This window comes from Streptomyces sp. NPDC020731 (genome assembly GCF_044334705.1).
Lineage (GTDB): Bacteria > Actinomycetota > Actinomycetes > Streptomycetales > Streptomycetaceae > Streptomyces.
The window spans coordinates 96436-114252 of record NZ_JBIRTN010000019.1 but is presented as its reverse complement, the minus strand read 5'-3'; the positions used below and the strand labels follow the sequence as shown (position 1 = coordinate 114252).

Sequence of the window (17817 nt, the reverse complement as noted above, 5' to 3'; positions counted from 1 at the left end):
GGTGATCACTTGACGGAGCCCCCGGTGATGCCGGCGGCGATGTACTTCTGGGCGAGGACGAGCAGGATCGCGGCCGGGACGGCGGAGAGCACGGACGCGGCCATGACCGCGCCCCAGTCGCCGACGTGGGCGCCGATGTACTGGTAGATGCCCAGCGTGATCGGCTTGACCTCGTCCGTGGTGTTCAGGGTGAGCGCGAACATGAAGTCGCTCCACGAGAACAGGAACGCGAACAGGCCGGAGGTGATCAGCGAGTTGCGGCTCATCGGGAGCACCACCCGCAGGAAGACCCGTACCGGGCCGGCGCCGTCGATCTCGGCGGCCTCGATGACCTCGCCCGGAATGGACACCATGAAGGAGCGCATGAGGACGATGGAGAACGGGATGCCGAGCGAGGCGTCCGCGAGCATCAGGCCGAAGTAGGAGTTCACCAGGCCCAGATCGACGTACGAGTTGTAGAGGGCGTTGGCGATGACGATGCCCGGCACCATCTGGGTGATCAGGGTGCCGAACACGATGGTGCGCGAGCCGCGCAGGCCGAACCGGGCCAGCCCGTAGGCCGCCGGGGCGGAGACGGCCAGGCAGATGGCGACGGCGCCGAACGAGACCAGCAGGGAGGTCAGCAGATGTCCGCCCTGGTCACTGAGGGCCTTGGAGAATCCGGAGAGGTCCAGGCTCCCGGGCACCGGGTCGACCTGGAGCAGGCCCGACTCGGGCTGGAGTGCCGTGTTGAGCATCCAGTACAGCGGGAACAGCATCACGCCCAGGACGATCACACCGGCGACGGTGGAGCCCCAGCGGCGCCGGGACGCGGTGGGAGTGTCGGCGGCCATGTCGGTCACTTCCCCTCGGTGCGGTTGGCCCGCAGGTAGAACACCGCGAACAGCGCGGAGATGAGAATGAGGACGTTGCCGACGACCGCGCCGGCGCCGAAGTCCAGCTCCACGAAGGAGTTCTGGTAGGTGAGCGTGCCCAGGGTCTGGGTGGCGTCGGCGGGGCCGCCGTCGGTGAGGGCGAGGATCAGGTCGAGGATCTTGACCGTCGACATGAAGCCCAGCACCAGGACGACCGTGACCACCGGCTTGAGCATCGGCAGGGTGATGGAGCGGAAGGTCCGCCAGCCCGAGGCGCCGTCCAGGGCGGCCGCCTCGTACAGCTCCTTGGGGATCTCCTGGAGGCCGCCGTACAGGATGACCATGTTGAACGGGATGCCGATCCAGATGTTGACCAGGATCACCGAGAGCAGCGCCATGTCGGGACTGGTCAGCCACGGGGTCTGACCGCCCAGGCCCAGGGTGTCCAGGAACGTGTTGAGTACGCCGGTGTCCTGGTCGAGGATGCGGCGCCACACGATGCCGGACACCACCATGGGCACCAGCCAGGGCAGCAGGATCAGCGACCGCAGGACGCCGTTCAGGGGGAACCTGCGGTTGAAGAAGACGGCGAGGGCGAGGCCGATGCAGAACTGGCCGAGCAGGGAGCCGGCGGTGAAGACGAGGGTGTGCCACAGGGCCTTGCCGAACAGGACGTCCTGGAAGACGGACGCCCAGTTGTCGGCGCCGTTGAAGGGGGCCTCGCCGGTGAAGAACGTCTTCGGCGTGTAGTGCTGGAAGCTCATCACGATGTTGCGGACGAGCGGGTAGCCGAAGAACAGCAGCATGAAGGCGACGGCGGGGGCGACGAAGCCCCACCGGGCGAGTCTGCGGCGCAGGCGCTGCCGGGCCGGGTCCGGCGCGGTGGCCTTCCCGGGGGTCTTCGCGGACCCCGGAGCGGTGACGGTGGAGGTGGTCATGGGCGCGTACCTCAGTTCCCGCTCGTGGCGCGCTGCTGGGCGCGCTGCAGGGCGGTTTCGCTGGACTGGCCGGTCAGGGCGGACTGGAAGGCGCTCTGCAGGGCGAGCGACACGCCCGACCAGCCGGCGCCGAGCTCGGCGGTGCGGGACCGGGCGGCGGCGACCTGGTCGGCCAGCGCGTCCAGCTCGGGCACCTCCTCGCGCCACTTCGCGGCGGCCTTCTCGTTGGCCGGGACCATCCAGCTGTTCAGGGCGTAGGTGAGCTGTTCCTTCTCGCTCGCCAGACAGTCGACGATCCGGCCGGCCGTCTTCTCGCGCTCCGTGTCGCCGGTGCGGGGCACGGTGAGCACGGCGCCGCCGAGCGGTCCCACCGAGTCGGCGCCCGCCTCGGGGACGGGGATCTGCGCGATCTCCCAGTGCAGCGACTTCTTGGTGTTGAGGGTCTCGACCTGCCACGGACCGTTGATCATCATCGCGGCGTTCCCGGCCATGAACTGGTCGTTCACATCGGCCTGTGTCCAGTTGACCGTGGACTTGGACAGCGACCCGTCCTGGAGCAGCGCCTTCCAGTAGTCGAGTGCCTCGACGACCTGAGGGCTGTCGAGATCCGTCTCGTCACCGCCGTTGGACCACATGAACGGAGTGAACTGGAAGACGCCGTCCTCGGCGCCGCCCGCGCTCAGCGCCAGGCCGTACCGGTTGCCCTCGGTGAGTTCCTTCGCCGTCCGGCGCAGTTCGTCCCAGGTGGTGGGCACCCGTACGCCCGCCTCGTCCAGGATGTCCTTGTTGTAGAAGAGCGCGAGGGTGTTCACGGAGCGGGCCGCGCCGTAGTACGTGCCCTGGTAGGAGCCGAAGTCGACGATGCCCTCGGGGACGTCGTCGGTGGCGAGGCCCAGGGTGCGCAGGTCGACGAGCCCGCCGGCGTCGGCGAAGGTCGGCATCTCGGAGGCGTCGAACTGCACGATGTCCGGCAGCGACTTCGACGAGGCCATGCGCAGGGCCTTCGTCATCACCTGCGAGGCGGGGACGCTCTGCTGCTCGACGGTGACGCCCAGCTGCTTGCCGCAGCGGGCCATCGCCTCGGCGTCCCAGCGGTGGTAGGTCTCGTCGGTCGAGGAGTTCATCACGGTGTACACGTCGCTGTCGCGCTGCTGTGCGCAGCCGGTCAGCGCCGCTCCGGCGATGAGGACGGAGACGGCTGCGAACGACGTGACGGCTCCGCGCGAACGTCCGCGCGCGCGGTGTGCGGCAACCGGAGGATGTGCTGTCACGGTGGGTGCCCTTGCGTGGGACCGGCTCAACGTGCGCTGAGCTGGTGACTCTTTCAGGAGACTGGTGAAGCGCTTCGACTGGTGGCGGCTCCCGCCGAGGTGTTGCCTGGCGCTGCACCGGGTGTAATTTGTTTTGCCTGATTACTAATACGCCAGCGGAAGCCGGTCGCGCTAGACCCCCAGCGATACGATCTGCTTGCGCCAAGTCGTGACAGGTTCCACGTCTCCTGTCATAGTTCCTGGTCAGAGGCTTCCTTCCGGGCCTCTGCCGCCCTCCCCCTCCGAGGAAGACCATGAAATTCACTGACGGCTTCTGGCGCATCCGTGACGGTGTCCAGATCTCGTACGCTACCGAAGTTCGCGATGTGCGCCCGGAATCGAAGCGCTTCACCGGCTACGCCGCCGTGAAGAAAGTGACACGCAGGGGCGACACCCTCAACGCGCCGCTGATCACGGTCGAGTGCTTCTCCCCCGCCGAGGGTGTGATCGGCGTGCGGGTCACCCATCACGCGGGCAAGTACCGGCCGGGCCCCGACTTCGCCCTCACCGGGGACGCGGACGGCGCGGGGGCGGTGTGCCGGGACGGCACCGTCACCGAGCTGACCAGCGGTCCCCTGACCCTGCGCCTGGACGGGACCGGCCCCTTCGCGCTCACCTTCCACGACGCGGACGGACACGAACTGACCCGCGCCGGCGCCAAGAGCACCGCCTTCGCCACCACCGACGAGGGGGCCCACCATGTGCTGAGCCGGCTGTCCCTCGGTGTCGGCGAGCAGATCTACGGCCTGGGCGAGCGCTTCACCCCGTTCGTCAAGAACGGCCAGACCGTCGACGTCTGGCAGGCCGACGGCGGCACGAGCAGCGAGCAGGCCTACAAGAACATCCCGTTCTACCTCTCCTCCCGCGGCTACGGCGTCTTCGTCAACCACCCCGGCGCCGTCTCCTTCGAGGTCGGCTCCGAGTCCGTCGGGCAGGTCCAGTTCAGCGTCGAGGACCAGGCGCTGGAGTACTACGTCGTCGCGGGACCCACCCCGAAGGACGTCCTCGGCCGCTACACGGCCCTCACCGGGCGCCCGGCCCTGCCCCCGGCCTGGTCGTTCGGCCTGTGGCTCAGTACCTCCTTCACCACGTCGTACGACGAGGCGACGGTGACCTCGTTCGTCGACGGCATGGCCGAGCGCGGCATCCCGCTGTCCGTGTTCCACTTCGACTGCTTCTGGATGCGCGAGTACCAGTGGTGCGACTTCCAGTGGGACCCGGACGTCTTCCCCGACCCGGAGGGCATGCTGGCCCGGCTCAAGGAGAAGGGTCTGCGGATCAGCGTCTGGATCAACCCGTACATCGCCCAGAAGTCCCCGCTCTTCGACGAGGCCGCGGCCCTCGGGCATCTGGTGCGCCGCCCGGACGGCGACGTGTGGCAGTGGGACCTGTGGCAGGCCGGCATGGGCCTGGTCGACTTCACCAGTCCCGACGCCCGCGCCTGGTTCCAGTCGAAGCTCAAGGCGCTGCTCGACCAGGGAGTGGACAGCTTCAAGACGGACTTCGGCGAGCGCATCCCCACCGATGTCGTCTGGCACGACGGCTCCGACCCCGAGCGGATGCACAACTACTACACGCACCTGTACAACCGGACCGTGTTCGAGCTCCTGGAGAAGGAGCGCGGGCAGGGTGAGGCCGTGCTCTTCGCCCGGTCCGCGACCGCCGGCGGCCAGCAGTACCCGGTGCACTGGGGCGGCGACTGCTGGTCGTCCTTCGAGGCGATGGCCGAGTCGCTGCGCGGCGGTCTGTCCCTGTCGCTGAGCGGGTTCGGCTTCTGGAGCCACGACATCGGCGGCTTCGAGGGCACGCCCGTCCCCGAGGTGTTCAAGCGCTGGCTCGCCTTCGGTCTGCTCTCCTCCCACAGCCGGCTGCACGGCTCCACGTCGTACCGGGTGCCGTGGGAGTTCGGCGACGAGGCGGTCGACGTCGCCCGGCGGTTCACCCTGCTCAAGCACCGCCTGATGCCGTACCTGTACGGCACCGCCGCCGAGGCCCACCGCACGGGCGTCCCGATGATGCGGCCCATGGTGCTGGAGTTCCCGCACGACCCGGCCTGCCGCCCGCTCGACCGCCAGTACATGCTGGGCCCCGACCTGCTGGTCGCGCCGGTGTTCAGCGAGGACGGCGAGGTGGAGGTCTATCTGCCCGAGGGCACCTGGACCCATCTGCTGAGCGGCGAGCGGGTCACCGGCCCGTGCTGGCGCACCGAGCGGCACGGCTACGACAGCCTTCCGCTCTACGTCCGTGAGGGCGCCGTGCTGCCGCTGGCCGGCGACGACTCCCGGCCCGACGGCGACTGGCTGGACGCTCCGGTGCTGCTCGCGCACCCCCCGGCCGCGACCGACTACGCGGCCGAGGTCACCGTGCCGGACACGGCGGGACTCGCGGCCGCGACGTTCCGGGTCCGGCGGGACGGCGACGTCCTGCGGGTCACCGCGTCCGGGACCGACCGCCCGTTCACGGTGCGCGTGGCCGGCGGGGCGGAGGCGCGGGGCACGGGTGAGGTGACGCTGCCGCTGGTGTGACGGGGTCACATGTCCGGGTGACTGCCCGGGCCGTCCCCGGGACCCGCGAGGGGGGTCGGTGAGAGGACCGCTGGTTCCTCACCGGCCTCCAGCAGGGTGTCCGCCGAGCCCACGATCAGCGGGTCCGGCTTGCCCAGGGCCCCGTGGTCCTTCGCCGGATAGTCGCAGCGGTCGAGGAGGCTGCGCATGGCCTCGAGCCGGCCCCGCCGCTTGTCGTTGTTCTTCACGACCGTCCACGGCGCGTGGGGCGTGTCCGTCGCCCGGAACATCTCGATCTTGGCCTCGGTGTAGTCGTCCCAGCGGTCGAGCGAGGCGAGGTCCATCGGCGACAGCTTCCAGCGGCGTACCGGATCGACCTGGCGGATCGCGAACCGGGTCCGCTGCTCGGCCCGGGACACGGAGAACCAGAACTTCACCAGCATGATGCCGTCGTCGGTGAGCAGCCGCTCGAACATCGGCGTCTGTTCGAGGAACTGGCGGTACTCGGCGTCCGTGCAGAACCCCATGACCCGCTCGACGCCCGCGCGGTTGTACCAGGAGCGGTCGAAGAAGACGATCTCGCCGCGGGCCGGCAGGTGGGCCACATAGCGCTGGAAATACCACTGCCCCGACTCCCGCTCGGTCGGCTTCTCCAGGGCGACCACGCGGGCACCACGGGGGTTGAGGCGTTCCATGAACCGCTGGATGGTGCCGCCCTTGCCTGCCGCGTCCCGCCCCTCGCAGATCACCACGACGCGCTGACCGGTGTCCTTGACCCACCGCTGCACCTTCAGCAGCTCGATCTGCAGGATGCGCTTGGTCCTGTCGTACTCCGCCCGGCGGATCCTGCGGTCGTAGGGGTGGTTCTCCCTCCAGGTCTCGATCGGGGTGCCGTCGGCGTCGAGCAGCACGGGCCGCTCCGGGCGCCGGTCGTCCACCTCCAGCCCGTGGAGCAGATCGTCGCCGTTCCCGCCGGTCCCGGCCCTGGTCCGGTCGTCCGGCGCGTCCGCGTGTTCGGCCGTCACGTCGCCTCCCGCCTCTTTCGAGTGCGCTACAAGAAGCGTATGCCCGCCGGACGATTTGCGGTGATTCGGCCGCGGGTCCGGGGAAGGAGCAGGACCAGGCGGAGCGCGTGCGCGGGCTACCGACGCGCGGGCAGCGCCTTCTGTCCGTGTTCGGGCATCGCATGCGGGCACTGGTACCCAGGCGAAGGGGACGCACGACATGCAGATCGATCTGAAGGGCCGTACGGCGCTGGTCACCGGCTCCACGCAGGGCATCGGTGCGGCGATCGCCACCGGGCTGGCGCGGGCGGGCGCCCGGGTCGCGGTCAACGGGCGCTCCACCGAGCGCGTACGGGACAGTGCCGCCGCCCTCGAGCGGGAGGTGCCCGGTGCCGACGTGGTGCCGGTCGCGGCGGACGTGACCACCGAGGCGGGCGCCGAGCAGGTCGCCGCGGCCCTGCCGCGGGTGGACATCCTCGTCAACAACCTCGGCATCTTCGGTTCCGCGGATCCGCTGGAGATCACCGACGAGGAGTGGCGGCGCTACTTCGAAGTGAACGTCCTGGCCGCCGTGCGGCTGACCCGGCTCTTCCTGCCGGGCATGTGCGAGCGCGGCTGGGGGCGCATCCAGTACATCGCCAGCGACTCGGCGATCGTCACGCCCGCCGAGATGATCCACTACGGGATGTCCAAGACGGCGCTGCTCGCCGTGGGCCGCGGGTTCGCCAAGCAGGCCGCGGGCACGGGTGTCACGGTGAACTCGGTCATCGCGGGGCCGACCCACACCGGCGGAGTGGAGGACTTCATCTACGAACTGGTCGACCGCGAGCTCCCGTGGGACGAGGCGCAGCGTTCCTTCATGCGCGAGCACCGGCCGCAGTCGCTGCTGCAGCGGCTGATCGAGCCGGAGGAGATCGCCCACATGGTCGTCTACCTCAGCTCGGAGCAGGCCTCCGCGACGACCGGCGGGGCCGTGCGCGTCGACGGCGGCTACGTGGACGCGATCCTGCCCTGAGAGCGGTCAGCGGAGCAGCTGGACGAGGGCGAGGGTGCCGATCGTGACGATGAGGGCGCGCAGCACCGCGGGGCTGAACCTGCGGCCGGTTCTCGCTCCCAGCTGGCCGCCCAGGGCGGATCCGGCCGCGATGAGCGCGACGGCCGTCCAGTCGAAGTCGGCGACGAAGAGGAAGAAGGCCGCGGCGACCGTGTTGACGATCGCCGCGAGCACGTTCTTGACGGCGTTGAGGCGTTGCAGCGGCTCGTCGATGAGCAGGCCCATCAGGGATATGTAGATGATGCCCTGCGCGGCGGAGAAGTAGCCGCCGTAGACGCTGGCCAGGGTCAGCCCGGCGGACAGCGGCCATCCGCCGTCGCGGCGGGAGGAGTGTCCCTTCGCGCGGCGGCTGCGCACCTTCTTGCCGATCAGGGGCTGGAACGCGACCAGGACGAGGGCGAGCCCCACCAGGGTCGGCACGATGGTCTCGAACGCCTCGGCGGGCAGGGTCAGCAGGAGCGTCGCGCCGCAGAGCCCGCCCAGCGCGGCGCCGACGCCGAACTTGCGGACGCGTCGGCCCTGGCCGGCGAGTTCCCTGCGGTAGCCGATGGCGCCGCTGACGGAGCCTGGGATCAGTCCGAGCGCGTTGGAGACCGTAGCGGTGACCGGGGACAGCCCGGTGGCGAGCAGCACGGGAAAGGTGACCAGCGTCCCCGAGCCGACGACCGCGTTCATGGCGCCGGCGCCGACACCCGCCGCGAAGACGCCGAGCATCTCCGGCGGTGTCACGCCGTGGCTCCGGTCGCGTCGTCGCCGCCCGGTGACGGCCGGTGCGGTCCGGGGCCCGAAGAAACGTTCATGGGATGACGCTAGCCCGCGTGCCCTTCGGCGATCACCGAAGGGTCGGGAGAGCCTCGCCACACCCGCGTTCGGGCGACGGCGCCGGGTCCGTCCGGAACCACCCCGGCGCGGTCACCGGGCCGGGGTCGACGAGGTCCGGGCCGTCGAAGAAGCGGGCGACCTCGGCGCGGGCGCGAAAGCCCGGGCGGACGCCGACGCGGGCGTACTCGGCCGTGACCCGCCCGGCCGGCTCGGAGTGGAGGCCGGGCGGCGTGCGACAGCACGAGGGAGTGGTTCGAACGTGCCCGACGATCACCAAGCCTCGCACGCCGACCGGTCTGTGAGGAAAGGGAGTTCGACCGTCAGGTGGCTTCCGGTGGCGGTGCCGTGCTGGCGCGCCGCACCAGCCGGGTCGGCACGAGCGTGGTGCCCCGCTCGGGGCCGTCCTGGCGCACCTTGCTCAGCACCGCCTGCACACAGAGCCGCCCCACCTCGGCGAAGTCCTGGTGGAGGGTGGTCAGCGGGGGCAGGAAGGAGGACGCCTCGGGGATGTCGTCGAAGCCGACGACACTGACGTCCTCCGGTACGCGCCGGCCGCGTTCGTGCAGGGCGCGCAACAGGCCAAGCGCCATCTGGTCGTTGGCGGCGAAGACGGCCGTGCACTCCTGACGGGCCGCGAGTTCGAGGCCGGCCCGGTAGCCGGAGTCCGCCGACCAGTCGCCCCGGACGAGGGGCGGAGGCACCCGGCCGGCCTCGGTGAGGGCGGCGTGCCAGGCGTCCGTACGGCGCTGGGCGGCGAACGAGTCCTCGGGGCCGCCGAGATGCCACACCGTACGGTGGCCGAGGCCGAGCAGATGCTCGACGGCGGCGCGGGTGCCGCCCGCCTGGTCGGTGTCGACGACCGTGTAATGGTCGCCGGCGTCGGAGTCGACCACCACGACGACCTGGACGTGCGGGGGGAGTTGGATCATCGCAGCGTCCAGGAGGTGGACCTCCATGATGACGATGACGGCGTCGACGGCGAGTTCCTCGAGCCGGGAGAACGCCCCGCGCACCTCGTCCTGCGTCGGCACGGCGACCGGCAGCAGCGTCACGGCGTAGCCCTCACGCGCGGCGGAGGTGGCGATCGCCTCCAGGGTGCGGACGTTGCCGGTGGTGGACAGGGTGAAGATGATGACGCCGATGGTGCGGAACTCGCCGCGCTTGAGGGCGCGGGCCGCGCTGTTGGGCCGGTAGCCGAGTTCCTTCATCGCGGCCAGCACCTGCCGGCGCGTCTCCTCGTTCACACCGGCGTAGCCGTTGGAGACACGGGAGACGGTCTGGGAGGAGACGCCCGCCAGGCGGGCCACGTCGGCCATGGAGGCCGTGGTCCGGGCGCCGCCCCGGGTGCGCCGCGCGCCGCCGCCGGCCGCGGCGGCCTCGATGACCTCGGTGGCGGGGCCGGCTGCGTTCGCCGGCGTTCTCTCGGCCGTGTCCACTCGCCGTCAGCCGCCTTCCTGTCACTGCTCGCGTCACCGTTTGCCCAGAGGACCCTTGACCGTCCTCAGGAGGGCAGTGTAAACATTCCGCCATCCGATGTTTACGTAAACATAACAGCTCGGCGGCGCTTCGCGGTGACCGATGTTTACGCAAACATCATGTGCAGGGGCATGTCGTCCGGCTTACGCGCCGGGCGGCCGCCGGTCCCGAACGGTGACGAGCGAGGAACGACATGACGACGCTGCAACCGCCGGTGGACGCCGAGCCGAGGCCGGCGCCTCCTCCGGCGAGACGGGACCGCCGCTCCTGGACGGGGTGGGGCTTCATCGGTCCCTTCGTGGCCGTGTTCGCCCTGGTCTTCCTGGCGCCGATCGCGTATTCGATCTACTTGAGCCTCTTCCGCGACCAGCTCATCGGCGGAACCGTCTTCGTCGGCTTCGACAACTACGAACAGGCGCTCCAGGACGACCGGTTCTGGGCGGCCCTCGGCCGGGTCTCGCTCTTCCTGTGCATTCAGGTGCCGATCATGCTCGGCATCGCGCTGCTGGTGGCGCTGGCCCTGGACAGCGGCCGGCTCTACGGCAAGGGCTTCTTCCGCATCACGATCTTCCTGCCGTACGCGGTGCCCGCCGTGGTCGCCACCCTCATGTGGGGCTTCATGTACGGCACGAAGTACGGCCTGGTCGGCGACATCAACGGGGCGTTCGACGTCTCGCTGCCCGACCCGCTCTCCCCCGACCTGGTGCTGGCGTCCATCGGCAACATCGTCACCTGGGAGTTCGTCGGTTACAACATGCTGATCTTCTACTCGGCGCTGCGCGTCATCCCGAACTCGCTGTACGAGGCGGCGGAGATCGACGGCGCCGGACAGGTCCGCGTGATCACCGCGATCAAGCTGCCCGCGATCCGGGGCGCCCTGGTCATCGCGACGATCTTCTCCATCATCGGCAGCTTCCAGCTGTTCAACGAGCCGAACATCCTGCGTCCGCTCGCCCGCAACGCCCTCACCACCGACTACACGCCGAACTTCTACACGTACTCGCTGTCCTTCAACGGCCAGCAGCACAACTACTCCGCGACGGTGGCCATCATCATGGGCCTGATCACGATGGTGATCGCCTACGTCGTGCAGCTGCGCGGCATGCGCAAGGGAGCGTGACCCGATGAGCAGCCCTCTCACCACCGCCGCCCCGGCCGCACCCGCCAAGGCCTCCGGTCCCGGCCGCGGCGCGCCACGGCTGCGCGGGACGCGCAGGCACTCCGCCGGCAAGCCCAGGCGCAGCGTGCTGCTGACCGTGCTGACCTCCCTGGTCGTCGTCTACACCGTCGTGCCGCTGATCTGGCTGGTCATCAACGCCACCAAGACGCAGGCGGGTCTGGCCGACTCGTCCGGGGTGTGGTTCGCCGACGACTTCGCGCTGTGGGACAACATCCGCGACACGTTCACCTACCACGACGGCGTGTTCACGCGCTGGCTGCTGAACACCCTGCTGTACGTGGTGCTGGGCGCCGGCGGGGCCACCCTCCTCGCGGTCCTCGGCGGTTACGCGCTGGCGAAGTTCGACTTCCCCGGCAAGCGCGGCGTCTTCGCCACGGTCATCGGCGCGGTGGCGGTGCCCGGCACGGCCCTCGCGGTGCCCACCTTCCTGATGTTCAGCAAGATGGGGCTGACCGACACCCCGTGGGCGGTGATCATCCCCTCGCTGGTCTCGCCGTTCGGCCTGTACCTGATGTGGGTGTTCGCCACCGAGGCCATTCCCACCGAGCTCCTCGAGGCCGCCCGCATCGACGGGGCCGGCGAGGCACGCACCTTCTTCACCGTCGCCCTCCCGCTGCTCGCCCCCGGCATCGTGACCGTGCTGCTGTTCACCACGGTCGCCACCTGGAACAACTACTTCCTGCCGCTGGTCATGCTCAAGGACCCGGACTGGTACCCGCTGACGCTCGGCCTGAGCACGTGGAACTCCCAGGCCGAGACCGTCGGTGGCGAGGTCATCTTCAACCTGGTGATCACCGGTTCGCTGATCACCATCCTGCCGCTCATCGCCGCGTTCCTGCTGCTCCAGAGGTACTGGCAGTCGGGTCTCGCCGCGGGCAGCGTCAAGGAGTGACCGCGCGGCTCCCCGGCCGCCCCTCAGCCCCGCCCTCCGCACCACCACCCTCACCCCCGTCCCACCCACGAAGAAGTGGAAGCACCCTCATGCGCAGAAACACCGGCCGCCTGCTGCGCGGCATCGCCCTTCTGTCCGCCGTGGCCCTGGGCGCCACCGCCTGCGGCGGCTCCGACGACGACTCCGCCGACAAGGCGGTCTCCGCCTCGGACGTCCAGGCGGCCCTGAAGAAGGGCGGCACGGTGACGGTGTGGTCCTGGGAGCCCACGCTGAAGACGGTCGCCGCCGATTTCGAGAAGAAGTACCCGAAGGTCAAGGTCAACCTCGTCGGCGAGCGGTCGGGCGACAAGCACTACACCGCGCTGTCGAACGCGATCTCGGCCGAGAAGGGCGTCCCGGACGTCGCGCAGATCGAGTACTTCGCGGTGAACCAGTACGCCCTCGGCAAGGGTCTCACCGACCTGGCCCCCTTCGGCGCCGACAAGCTGGCCTCCGCGTACACGCCCGGTCCGTGGAACGCCGTGAGCGAGGACGAGGCGGTCTACGGCCTGCCGATGGACTCCGGCCCGATGGCGATGTTCTACAACAAGAAGATCTTCGACAAGTACAAGATCGCCGTCCCGACCACCTGGGACGAGTACGTCGACGCCGCGCGCAAGCTGCACAAGGCCGACCCCAAGGTCTACATCGCCAACGACGCCGGCGACGCCGGCTTCACCACCAGCCTGCTGTGGCAGGCCGGTTCGCGTCCGTACAAGGTCGACGGCACCAACGTGAAGATCGACTTCAGCGACGCGAAGGCCAAGAAGTACACGGACACCTGGCAGAAGCTCATCGACGAGAAGCTCCTCGCCCCGGTCCACGGCTGGACCGACGAGTGGTACAAGGGCCTGGGCGACGGCACCATCGCCACCCTGACCACCGGTGCCTGGATGCCCGCCAACTTCGTCAGCGGCGTGCCGAACGCGGCCGGCGACTGGCGCGCGGCCCCGATGCCGGCCTGGACCAAGGGCGACAAGGCCAGCGCGGAGAACGGCGGCAGCTCGCTGACCCTGCCCTCGCTCGGCAAGAACAAGGAACTCGCCTACGCCTTCGTGGAGTACGCGAACTCCGGTGACGGCGTCCGGACCCGCGTCGAGCAGGGCGCCTTCCCGGCCACCAAGGCGGAACTGCAGTCCGCCGACTTCCAGAACACCAAGTTCGACTACCTCGGCGGCCAGGAGGCGAACAAGATCTTCGCCGAGTCCGCCGCGAACGTCGCCAGCGACTGGTCGTACCTGCCGTTCCAGCAGTACGCCCACTCGATCTTCAACGACACGGTCGGCAAGGCCTACGTCTCGAACACCACGCTCGCGGACGGTCTGAAGGCCTGGCAGGACGCCTCGGTGAAGTACGCCGAGGAGCAGGGCTTCACCGTCGAGAAGTAGGACGGCACCAGACGCAGGGCGGCGCGGGCGACTCCGCGCCGCCCCCCGTGCACCACGCCTCGGAAGGACCGCCATGATCTCCACCCTCCTGTCCCGCACCGGCGGGGCGGACGGTGCCCCCCGTCTCGTCTACGGCGCCGACTACAACCCCGAGCAGTGGCCCCGCGCCGTGTGGGAGGAGGACGTCCGGCTGATGCGCGAGGCCGGCGTGAACCTCGTGTCCGTGGGGATATTCTCCTGGGCCCGGTTGCAACCGGCCGAGGACACCTGGGACTTCGCCTGGCTCGACGAGGTCCTGGACCTGCTGCACCGGGGCGGCATCGGAGTCGACCTCGCCACCGCCACCGCCTCCCCGCCGCCCTGGCTCACCACGGCCCACCCGGAGATCCTCCCGGTCACGGCCACCGGCGAGACGCTGTGGCCGGGGGCGCGCCAGCACTGGCGGCCCACCTCGCCGGTCTTCCGCCGGTACGCGCTGCGCCTGGTCCGGGAGCTGGCCACCCGCTACGCCGGTCATCCGGCGCTCGTCGCCTGGCACGTCAACAACGAGCTGGGCTGCCACAACGTCTACGACTACTCCGACGACGCGGCCCGCGCCTTCCGGGACTGGCTGCGCGCCCGCTACTCCACGGTGGAGGCGCTCAACAGCGCCTGGGGCACGGCCTTCTGGTCGCAGCGGTACACCGACTGGGCGCAGATCCTGCCGCCGCGGCTGGCCGCCTCCCACCCCAACCCCACGCAGCAGCTGGACTTCAAGCGGTTCTCCTCGGACGCGCTGAGGGACCACCTGCGCGCCGAGCGGGAGATCCTGCGGGAGCTCACCCCGGACATCCCCGTCACCACCAACTTCATGGTGATGGGCAACACCAAGGGGATGAACTACCCCGACTGGGCCGACGAGATCGACTTCGTCTCCAACGACCACTACGTCCACCCCGGTCCGCAGGACCGCGACGAGCTGTCCTTCTCCGCCAATCTCACCAGCGGCATCTCCGGCGGGCGGCCCTGGTTCCTGATGGAGCACTCCACCAGCGCCGTCAACTGGCAGCCGGTCAACGTGGCCAAGCGCCCCGGTGACCTGGCCCGCGACTCGCTGCTGCACGTCGCCCACGGCGCCGACGCGGTGTGCTTCTTCCAGTGGCGGCAGTCGGCGGCGGGTGCCGAGAAGTACCACTCGGCGATGGTCCCGCACGCCGGTGCGGACAGCGAGCTGTTCCGCGCGGTGGCCGGACTGGGCGCCACGCTGAAGACGCTCGCCCCGCTCGCCGGGAGCGAGCGGGAGCCCGCCCGGGTCGGCATCCTCTACGACTGGGAGTCGTGGTGGGCGAGCGAGCAGGACTCCCACCCCACCTCCCTGCTCGACTACCGGCAGGAGGCGCTCGACTGGTACTCGGCGCTCCTCGCCCTCGGCGTCCGCGCCGACCTCGTCACCACCCGGGCCGATCTGCACCGCCACCAGGTGCTGATCGCCCCCGTGCTGCACCTGGTCCCCGCCGACCTGGCGAAGACCCTCACCCGGTACGCCGAACAGGGCGGCCACCTGATCACCACGTACTTCTCCGGTGTCGTCGACGAGCACGACCACGTCTGGCTCGGCGGCTATCCGGGCGCCCTGCGGGACCTGCTCGGCATCCGCATCGAGGAGTTCGGCCCGCTGCTCGCCGGCGCCGGCGTGGAGCTCGACGACGGCACGACCGGCGCCCTGTGGACCGACCGGATCACCGTGACCGACGCCGGGACCGAGGTCCTGGCCCGCTACCGCACCGGCGAGCAGTCGGGCAGGCCCGCCGTCACCCGGCGGCCGACGGGCGGGGGTTCCGCCGCGTACGTCTCCACCCGGCTCGGTGTCGAGGGGCTCACCTCGCTGCTGCCTCGGCTGCTGGGGCCGGCCGGCGTGGAGAGCGAACTTCCCGCCGAGGTACGGGGGCTGATCGAGCCGGTCGTACGCAGGGGCGCCGAGGGACGGTTCCTGTTCCTGGTGAACCGGACGGACGACACCGTTGTGGTGCGCGGCCTCGACGGGGAGGTGCTCGTCGGCACCACCGGCGCCGACGGCGCCCTCACGCTCGGGCCCCGCGCGGTCGCCGTACTGCGGCAGCCGCCCGCCTGACACCCCCACTCACCGGAACGGCACGCATCCGTTCCGGGGGCCGTCCCCTCCCGCCTGCCGCCGGTGCGGCGGGAGGGTCCACCGAAGCGCGACCACACACCTCAATGTTGGGAGCACACCGATGGCACGCCGCACCCGCAACAGAAGGCTCCTCACGGCCGCCGGGCTGACCGCAGCCCTGGCCACCGGGGCCGCCCTGATCCCCGGGCCGACGTCCGCCGCCCAGGCCGCGGACCTCCCCTCCGTCACCGTCCGGCCCGACCCCTCCTATCAGCAGGAGGAGTTCGAGGGCTGGGGCACCAGCCTGGTCTGGTTCGCCAACGCCACCGGCGACTACCCGCCTCAGATCCGCGAGAAGCTCGCACAACTGCTGTTCGGCGACGACGGCCTCGCCCTGAACATCGCCCGGTACAACGTCGGCGGCGGCAACGCCCCCGACGTGAAGGACTACCTGCGGGCCGGTGGCGCGGTCGAGGGCTGGTGGAAGGCGCCCGCGGGCACCACCCGCGAGGACACCGACTGGTGGGACGCCGAGGACCCCGCCGACTGGAACGAGAACGCCGACGCCACCCAGCGGTGGTGGGTGGACCGCATCAAGAAGGACATCACCCACTGGGAGACCTTCAGCAACTCCCCGCCCTGGTTCATGACCGTCAGCGGTTATGTGTCCGGTGGGTTCGACGCCACCACCGACCAGCTGAAGACCGGGGCGGTCGACGACTTCGCCGCCTACATGGCGGGCGCCACCAAGCGGCTGGAGAAGGCGCACGGCATCAAGGTCGACACCGTCGACCCCTTCAACGAGCCGAACACCAACTACTGGAGCACCCGCCTCGGCGCGGACGGCGAACCCGTCGGCGGCCGTCAGGAAGGCGCCCACATCGGTCCCGAGCTCCAGGAGAAGGTGCTCCACGCGCTCGCCCCGGCGCTGAAGAAGGCGAAGACCGGGGCGGAGATCTCCGCGATGGACGAGACCAACCCGTCCATCTTCGCGCAGAACTGGAACACCTACTCGCCCGAGGCGCGTGACCTCGTCGACCAGCTGAACGTCCACACCTACGGCACCGGTCAGCGCACCACCGTGCGCGACATCGCCAAGGCCGGGGACAAGCGGCTGTGGATGAGCGAGGTCGAGGGCGACTGGGGCGACGGACAGAGCTTCACGGACATGCGTCCCGGTCTCGGCCTCGCCCAGCGCATCGTCGACGACCTGCGCGAACTCGAGCCGCGCGCCTGGGTGTTCTGGCAGCCCGTCGAGGACCACGACAACATGAAGCCCGGCGGTGAGTCCGCCAGGGGCGGCAACTGGGGCGAGATCCAGCTCCCCTTCAGCTGCACCTCCGAGGACACCCTCGAGACCTGCCCCGTCCACACCAACACCAAGTTCGACACCGCCCGCAACTTCACCCACTTCATCAAGCCGGGCGACCGGCTGATCAAGGTGGACGACACCTCCAGCGCGGCGGCGGTGACGAAGAACGGCAAGGGTGCCTCGCTCGTCCACGTCAACAGCACCACCGGGGCGCGCAATGTCACCGTCGACCTGTCCAAGTTCCGCACCGTCAGCCGGAACGCGACCGTCACCCCCGTGGTGACCAGTGCCGACGGCAAGCTGGAGCGGCACGGGGCCATCGAGGTCACCGACCGCTCGGCCACCTTCACCGTGCCCGCCCAGTCGGTGACCTCCTTCGTCGTCAAAGGCGTCTCCGGCGTCGCGAAGGACGCCTCACTGCTGCGCAAGGGCCACACGTACACCCTGACCGGTGTGCAGAGCGGCAAGGCGGTCACCGTCGCGGACGACGGCACGAGCCTCGTGATCGGTACCGGCGACGACTCCGCCTCCCAGCAGTGGCGGCTGAGCGCGGTGCGTCCCGACGACGGCGTGCGGGAGCGCTACGAGTTCACCAGCCCGGTGGACGACAGGCGTCTCGCCGTGCGGGACGACGTGCCGGTGGCCGAGCCCGACACCGGAAAGCGTGACCCGGCCGCCGAGTGGATCATGTCGACCACGGGCGACGGCACCTGGACCCTGGTCAACGCGGCCACCGGACGCCTCCTCGAGGTCGGCGGACAGGCCACGCACGAGGGCGCCGCGGTCACGACGTGGCAGCCCAACTCGGGTTCCAACCAGCGCTGGACGGTCACGGACGTCACGGACTGACCGATCCGTCCCACCCGGCCGCACCACCGCCCGGTGGTGCGGCCGGGCCGCTTCCACGACACCCATGGAGAACCAGTGGCACACG

14 protein-coding genes are annotated in these 17817 nt (G+C 70.2%); 7 read left to right on the top strand and 7 right to left on the bottom strand.

The genetic code is table 11. The features are described from left to right. Positions 1-5 precede the first annotated feature (5 nt). Genes ACH4VX_RS27215 through ACH4VX_RS27205 form a run of 3 tightly spaced genes read right to left on the bottom strand, consistent with a single transcriptional unit; the run spans position 6 to position 3063 of the window. Positions 6-833 carry a carbohydrate ABC transporter permease gene (locus ACH4VX_RS27215; RefSeq protein ID WP_398370896.1) on the bottom strand — a complete coding sequence of 276 codons (828 nt, stop codon included), beginning with the start codon at positions 831-833 and terminating at the stop codon, positions 6-8. A 5-nt stretch (positions 834-838) separates the two neighbouring features. Then, a complete protein-coding gene (locus ACH4VX_RS27210) occupies positions 839-1792 on the bottom strand; it encodes a carbohydrate ABC transporter permease (protein ID WP_398370894.1) in 954 nt (317 codons plus the stop codon). Between the two features lie 11 nt (positions 1793-1803). Beyond that, positions 1804-3063: an ABC transporter substrate-binding protein gene (locus ACH4VX_RS27205; protein WP_398370892.1), complete on the bottom strand. Its 1260-nt coding sequence runs from the start codon at positions 3061-3063 to the stop codon at positions 1804-1806. A gap of 293 nt (positions 3064-3356) precedes the next feature. Here ACH4VX_RS27205 and yicI point away from each other — a divergent pair, with 293 nt between their 5' ends. Then, the gene (yicI, locus tag ACH4VX_RS27200; protein WP_398370891.1) at positions 3357-5627 is read left to right on the top strand and encodes an alpha-xylosidase; all 2271 of its coding nucleotides are present in this window, start codon (positions 3357-3359) and stop codon (positions 5625-5627) included. Positions 5628-5632: 5 nt separating this feature from the next. Here yicI and ppk2 read toward each other — a convergent pair whose 3' ends face one another. Beyond that, on the bottom strand, positions 5633-6631 hold the full coding sequence (gene ppk2 / locus ACH4VX_RS27195; protein WP_398370889.1) for a polyphosphate kinase 2: 999 nt from the start codon (positions 6629-6631) through the stop codon (positions 5633-5635). Between the two features lie 199 nt (positions 6632-6830). Between ppk2 and ACH4VX_RS27190 the strand changes: the two genes are divergently transcribed. Next, the gene (locus tag ACH4VX_RS27190) at positions 6831-7625 is read left to right on the top strand and encodes an SDR family NAD(P)-dependent oxidoreductase (RefSeq protein ID WP_398370887.1); all 795 of its coding nucleotides are present in this window, start codon (positions 6831-6833) and stop codon (positions 7623-7625) included. A gap of 6 nt (positions 7626-7631) precedes the next feature. Here the strand turns inward: ACH4VX_RS27190 and ACH4VX_RS27185 are convergent, their stop codons facing one another. The 3 genes from ACH4VX_RS27185 to ACH4VX_RS27175 form a co-directional block, all read right to left on the bottom strand. After that, positions 7632-8393, bottom strand: a complete 762-nt coding sequence (locus tag ACH4VX_RS27185; protein WP_398370886.1) for a sulfite exporter TauE/SafE family protein — start codon at positions 8391-8393, stop codon at positions 7632-7634. A gap of 103 nt (positions 8394-8496) precedes the next feature. After that, positions 8497-8760 (bottom strand): SAM-dependent methyltransferase, encoded by a 264-nt coding sequence (locus ACH4VX_RS27180; RefSeq protein WP_398371009.1) that lies wholly within the window; start codon positions 8758-8760, stop codon positions 8497-8499. Positions 8761-8806: 46 nt separating this feature from the next. Next, complete coding sequence (locus ACH4VX_RS27175; RefSeq protein WP_398371007.1) at positions 8807-9802, bottom strand: LacI family DNA-binding transcriptional regulator; 996 nt, start codon at positions 9800-9802, stop codon at positions 8807-8809. Positions 9803-10155: 353 nt separating this feature from the next. Here ACH4VX_RS27175 and ACH4VX_RS27170 point away from each other — a divergent pair, with 353 nt between their 5' ends. The 5 genes from ACH4VX_RS27170 to ACH4VX_RS27150 all read left to right on the top strand — a co-directional run bounded on the left by ACH4VX_RS27170 (position 10156) and on the right by ACH4VX_RS27150 (position 17732). Beyond that, entirely contained in the window at positions 10156-11082 is a 927-nt protein-coding gene (locus tag ACH4VX_RS27170) for a carbohydrate ABC transporter permease (protein WP_398370885.1), read from the top strand. Between the two features lie 4 nt (positions 11083-11086). Beyond that, positions 11087-12034: a carbohydrate ABC transporter permease gene (locus ACH4VX_RS27165; protein WP_398370883.1), complete on the top strand. Its 948-nt coding sequence runs from the start codon at positions 11087-11089 to the stop codon at positions 12032-12034. 89 nt (positions 12035-12123) lie between these two features. Further along, the gene (locus ACH4VX_RS27160) at positions 12124-13461 is read left to right on the top strand and encodes an ABC transporter substrate-binding protein (protein ID WP_398370881.1); all 1338 of its coding nucleotides are present in this window, start codon (positions 12124-12126) and stop codon (positions 13459-13461) included. 73 nt (positions 13462-13534) lie between these two features. After that, positions 13535-15571, top strand: a complete 2037-nt coding sequence (locus ACH4VX_RS27155) for a beta-galactosidase (protein WP_398370880.1) — start codon at positions 13535-13537, stop codon at positions 15569-15571. Between the two features lie 121 nt (positions 15572-15692). Beyond that, complete coding sequence (locus tag ACH4VX_RS27150; protein ID WP_398370878.1) at positions 15693-17732, top strand: RICIN domain-containing protein; 2040 nt, start codon at positions 15693-15695, stop codon at positions 17730-17732. Positions 17733-17817: the final 85 nt, after the last annotated feature.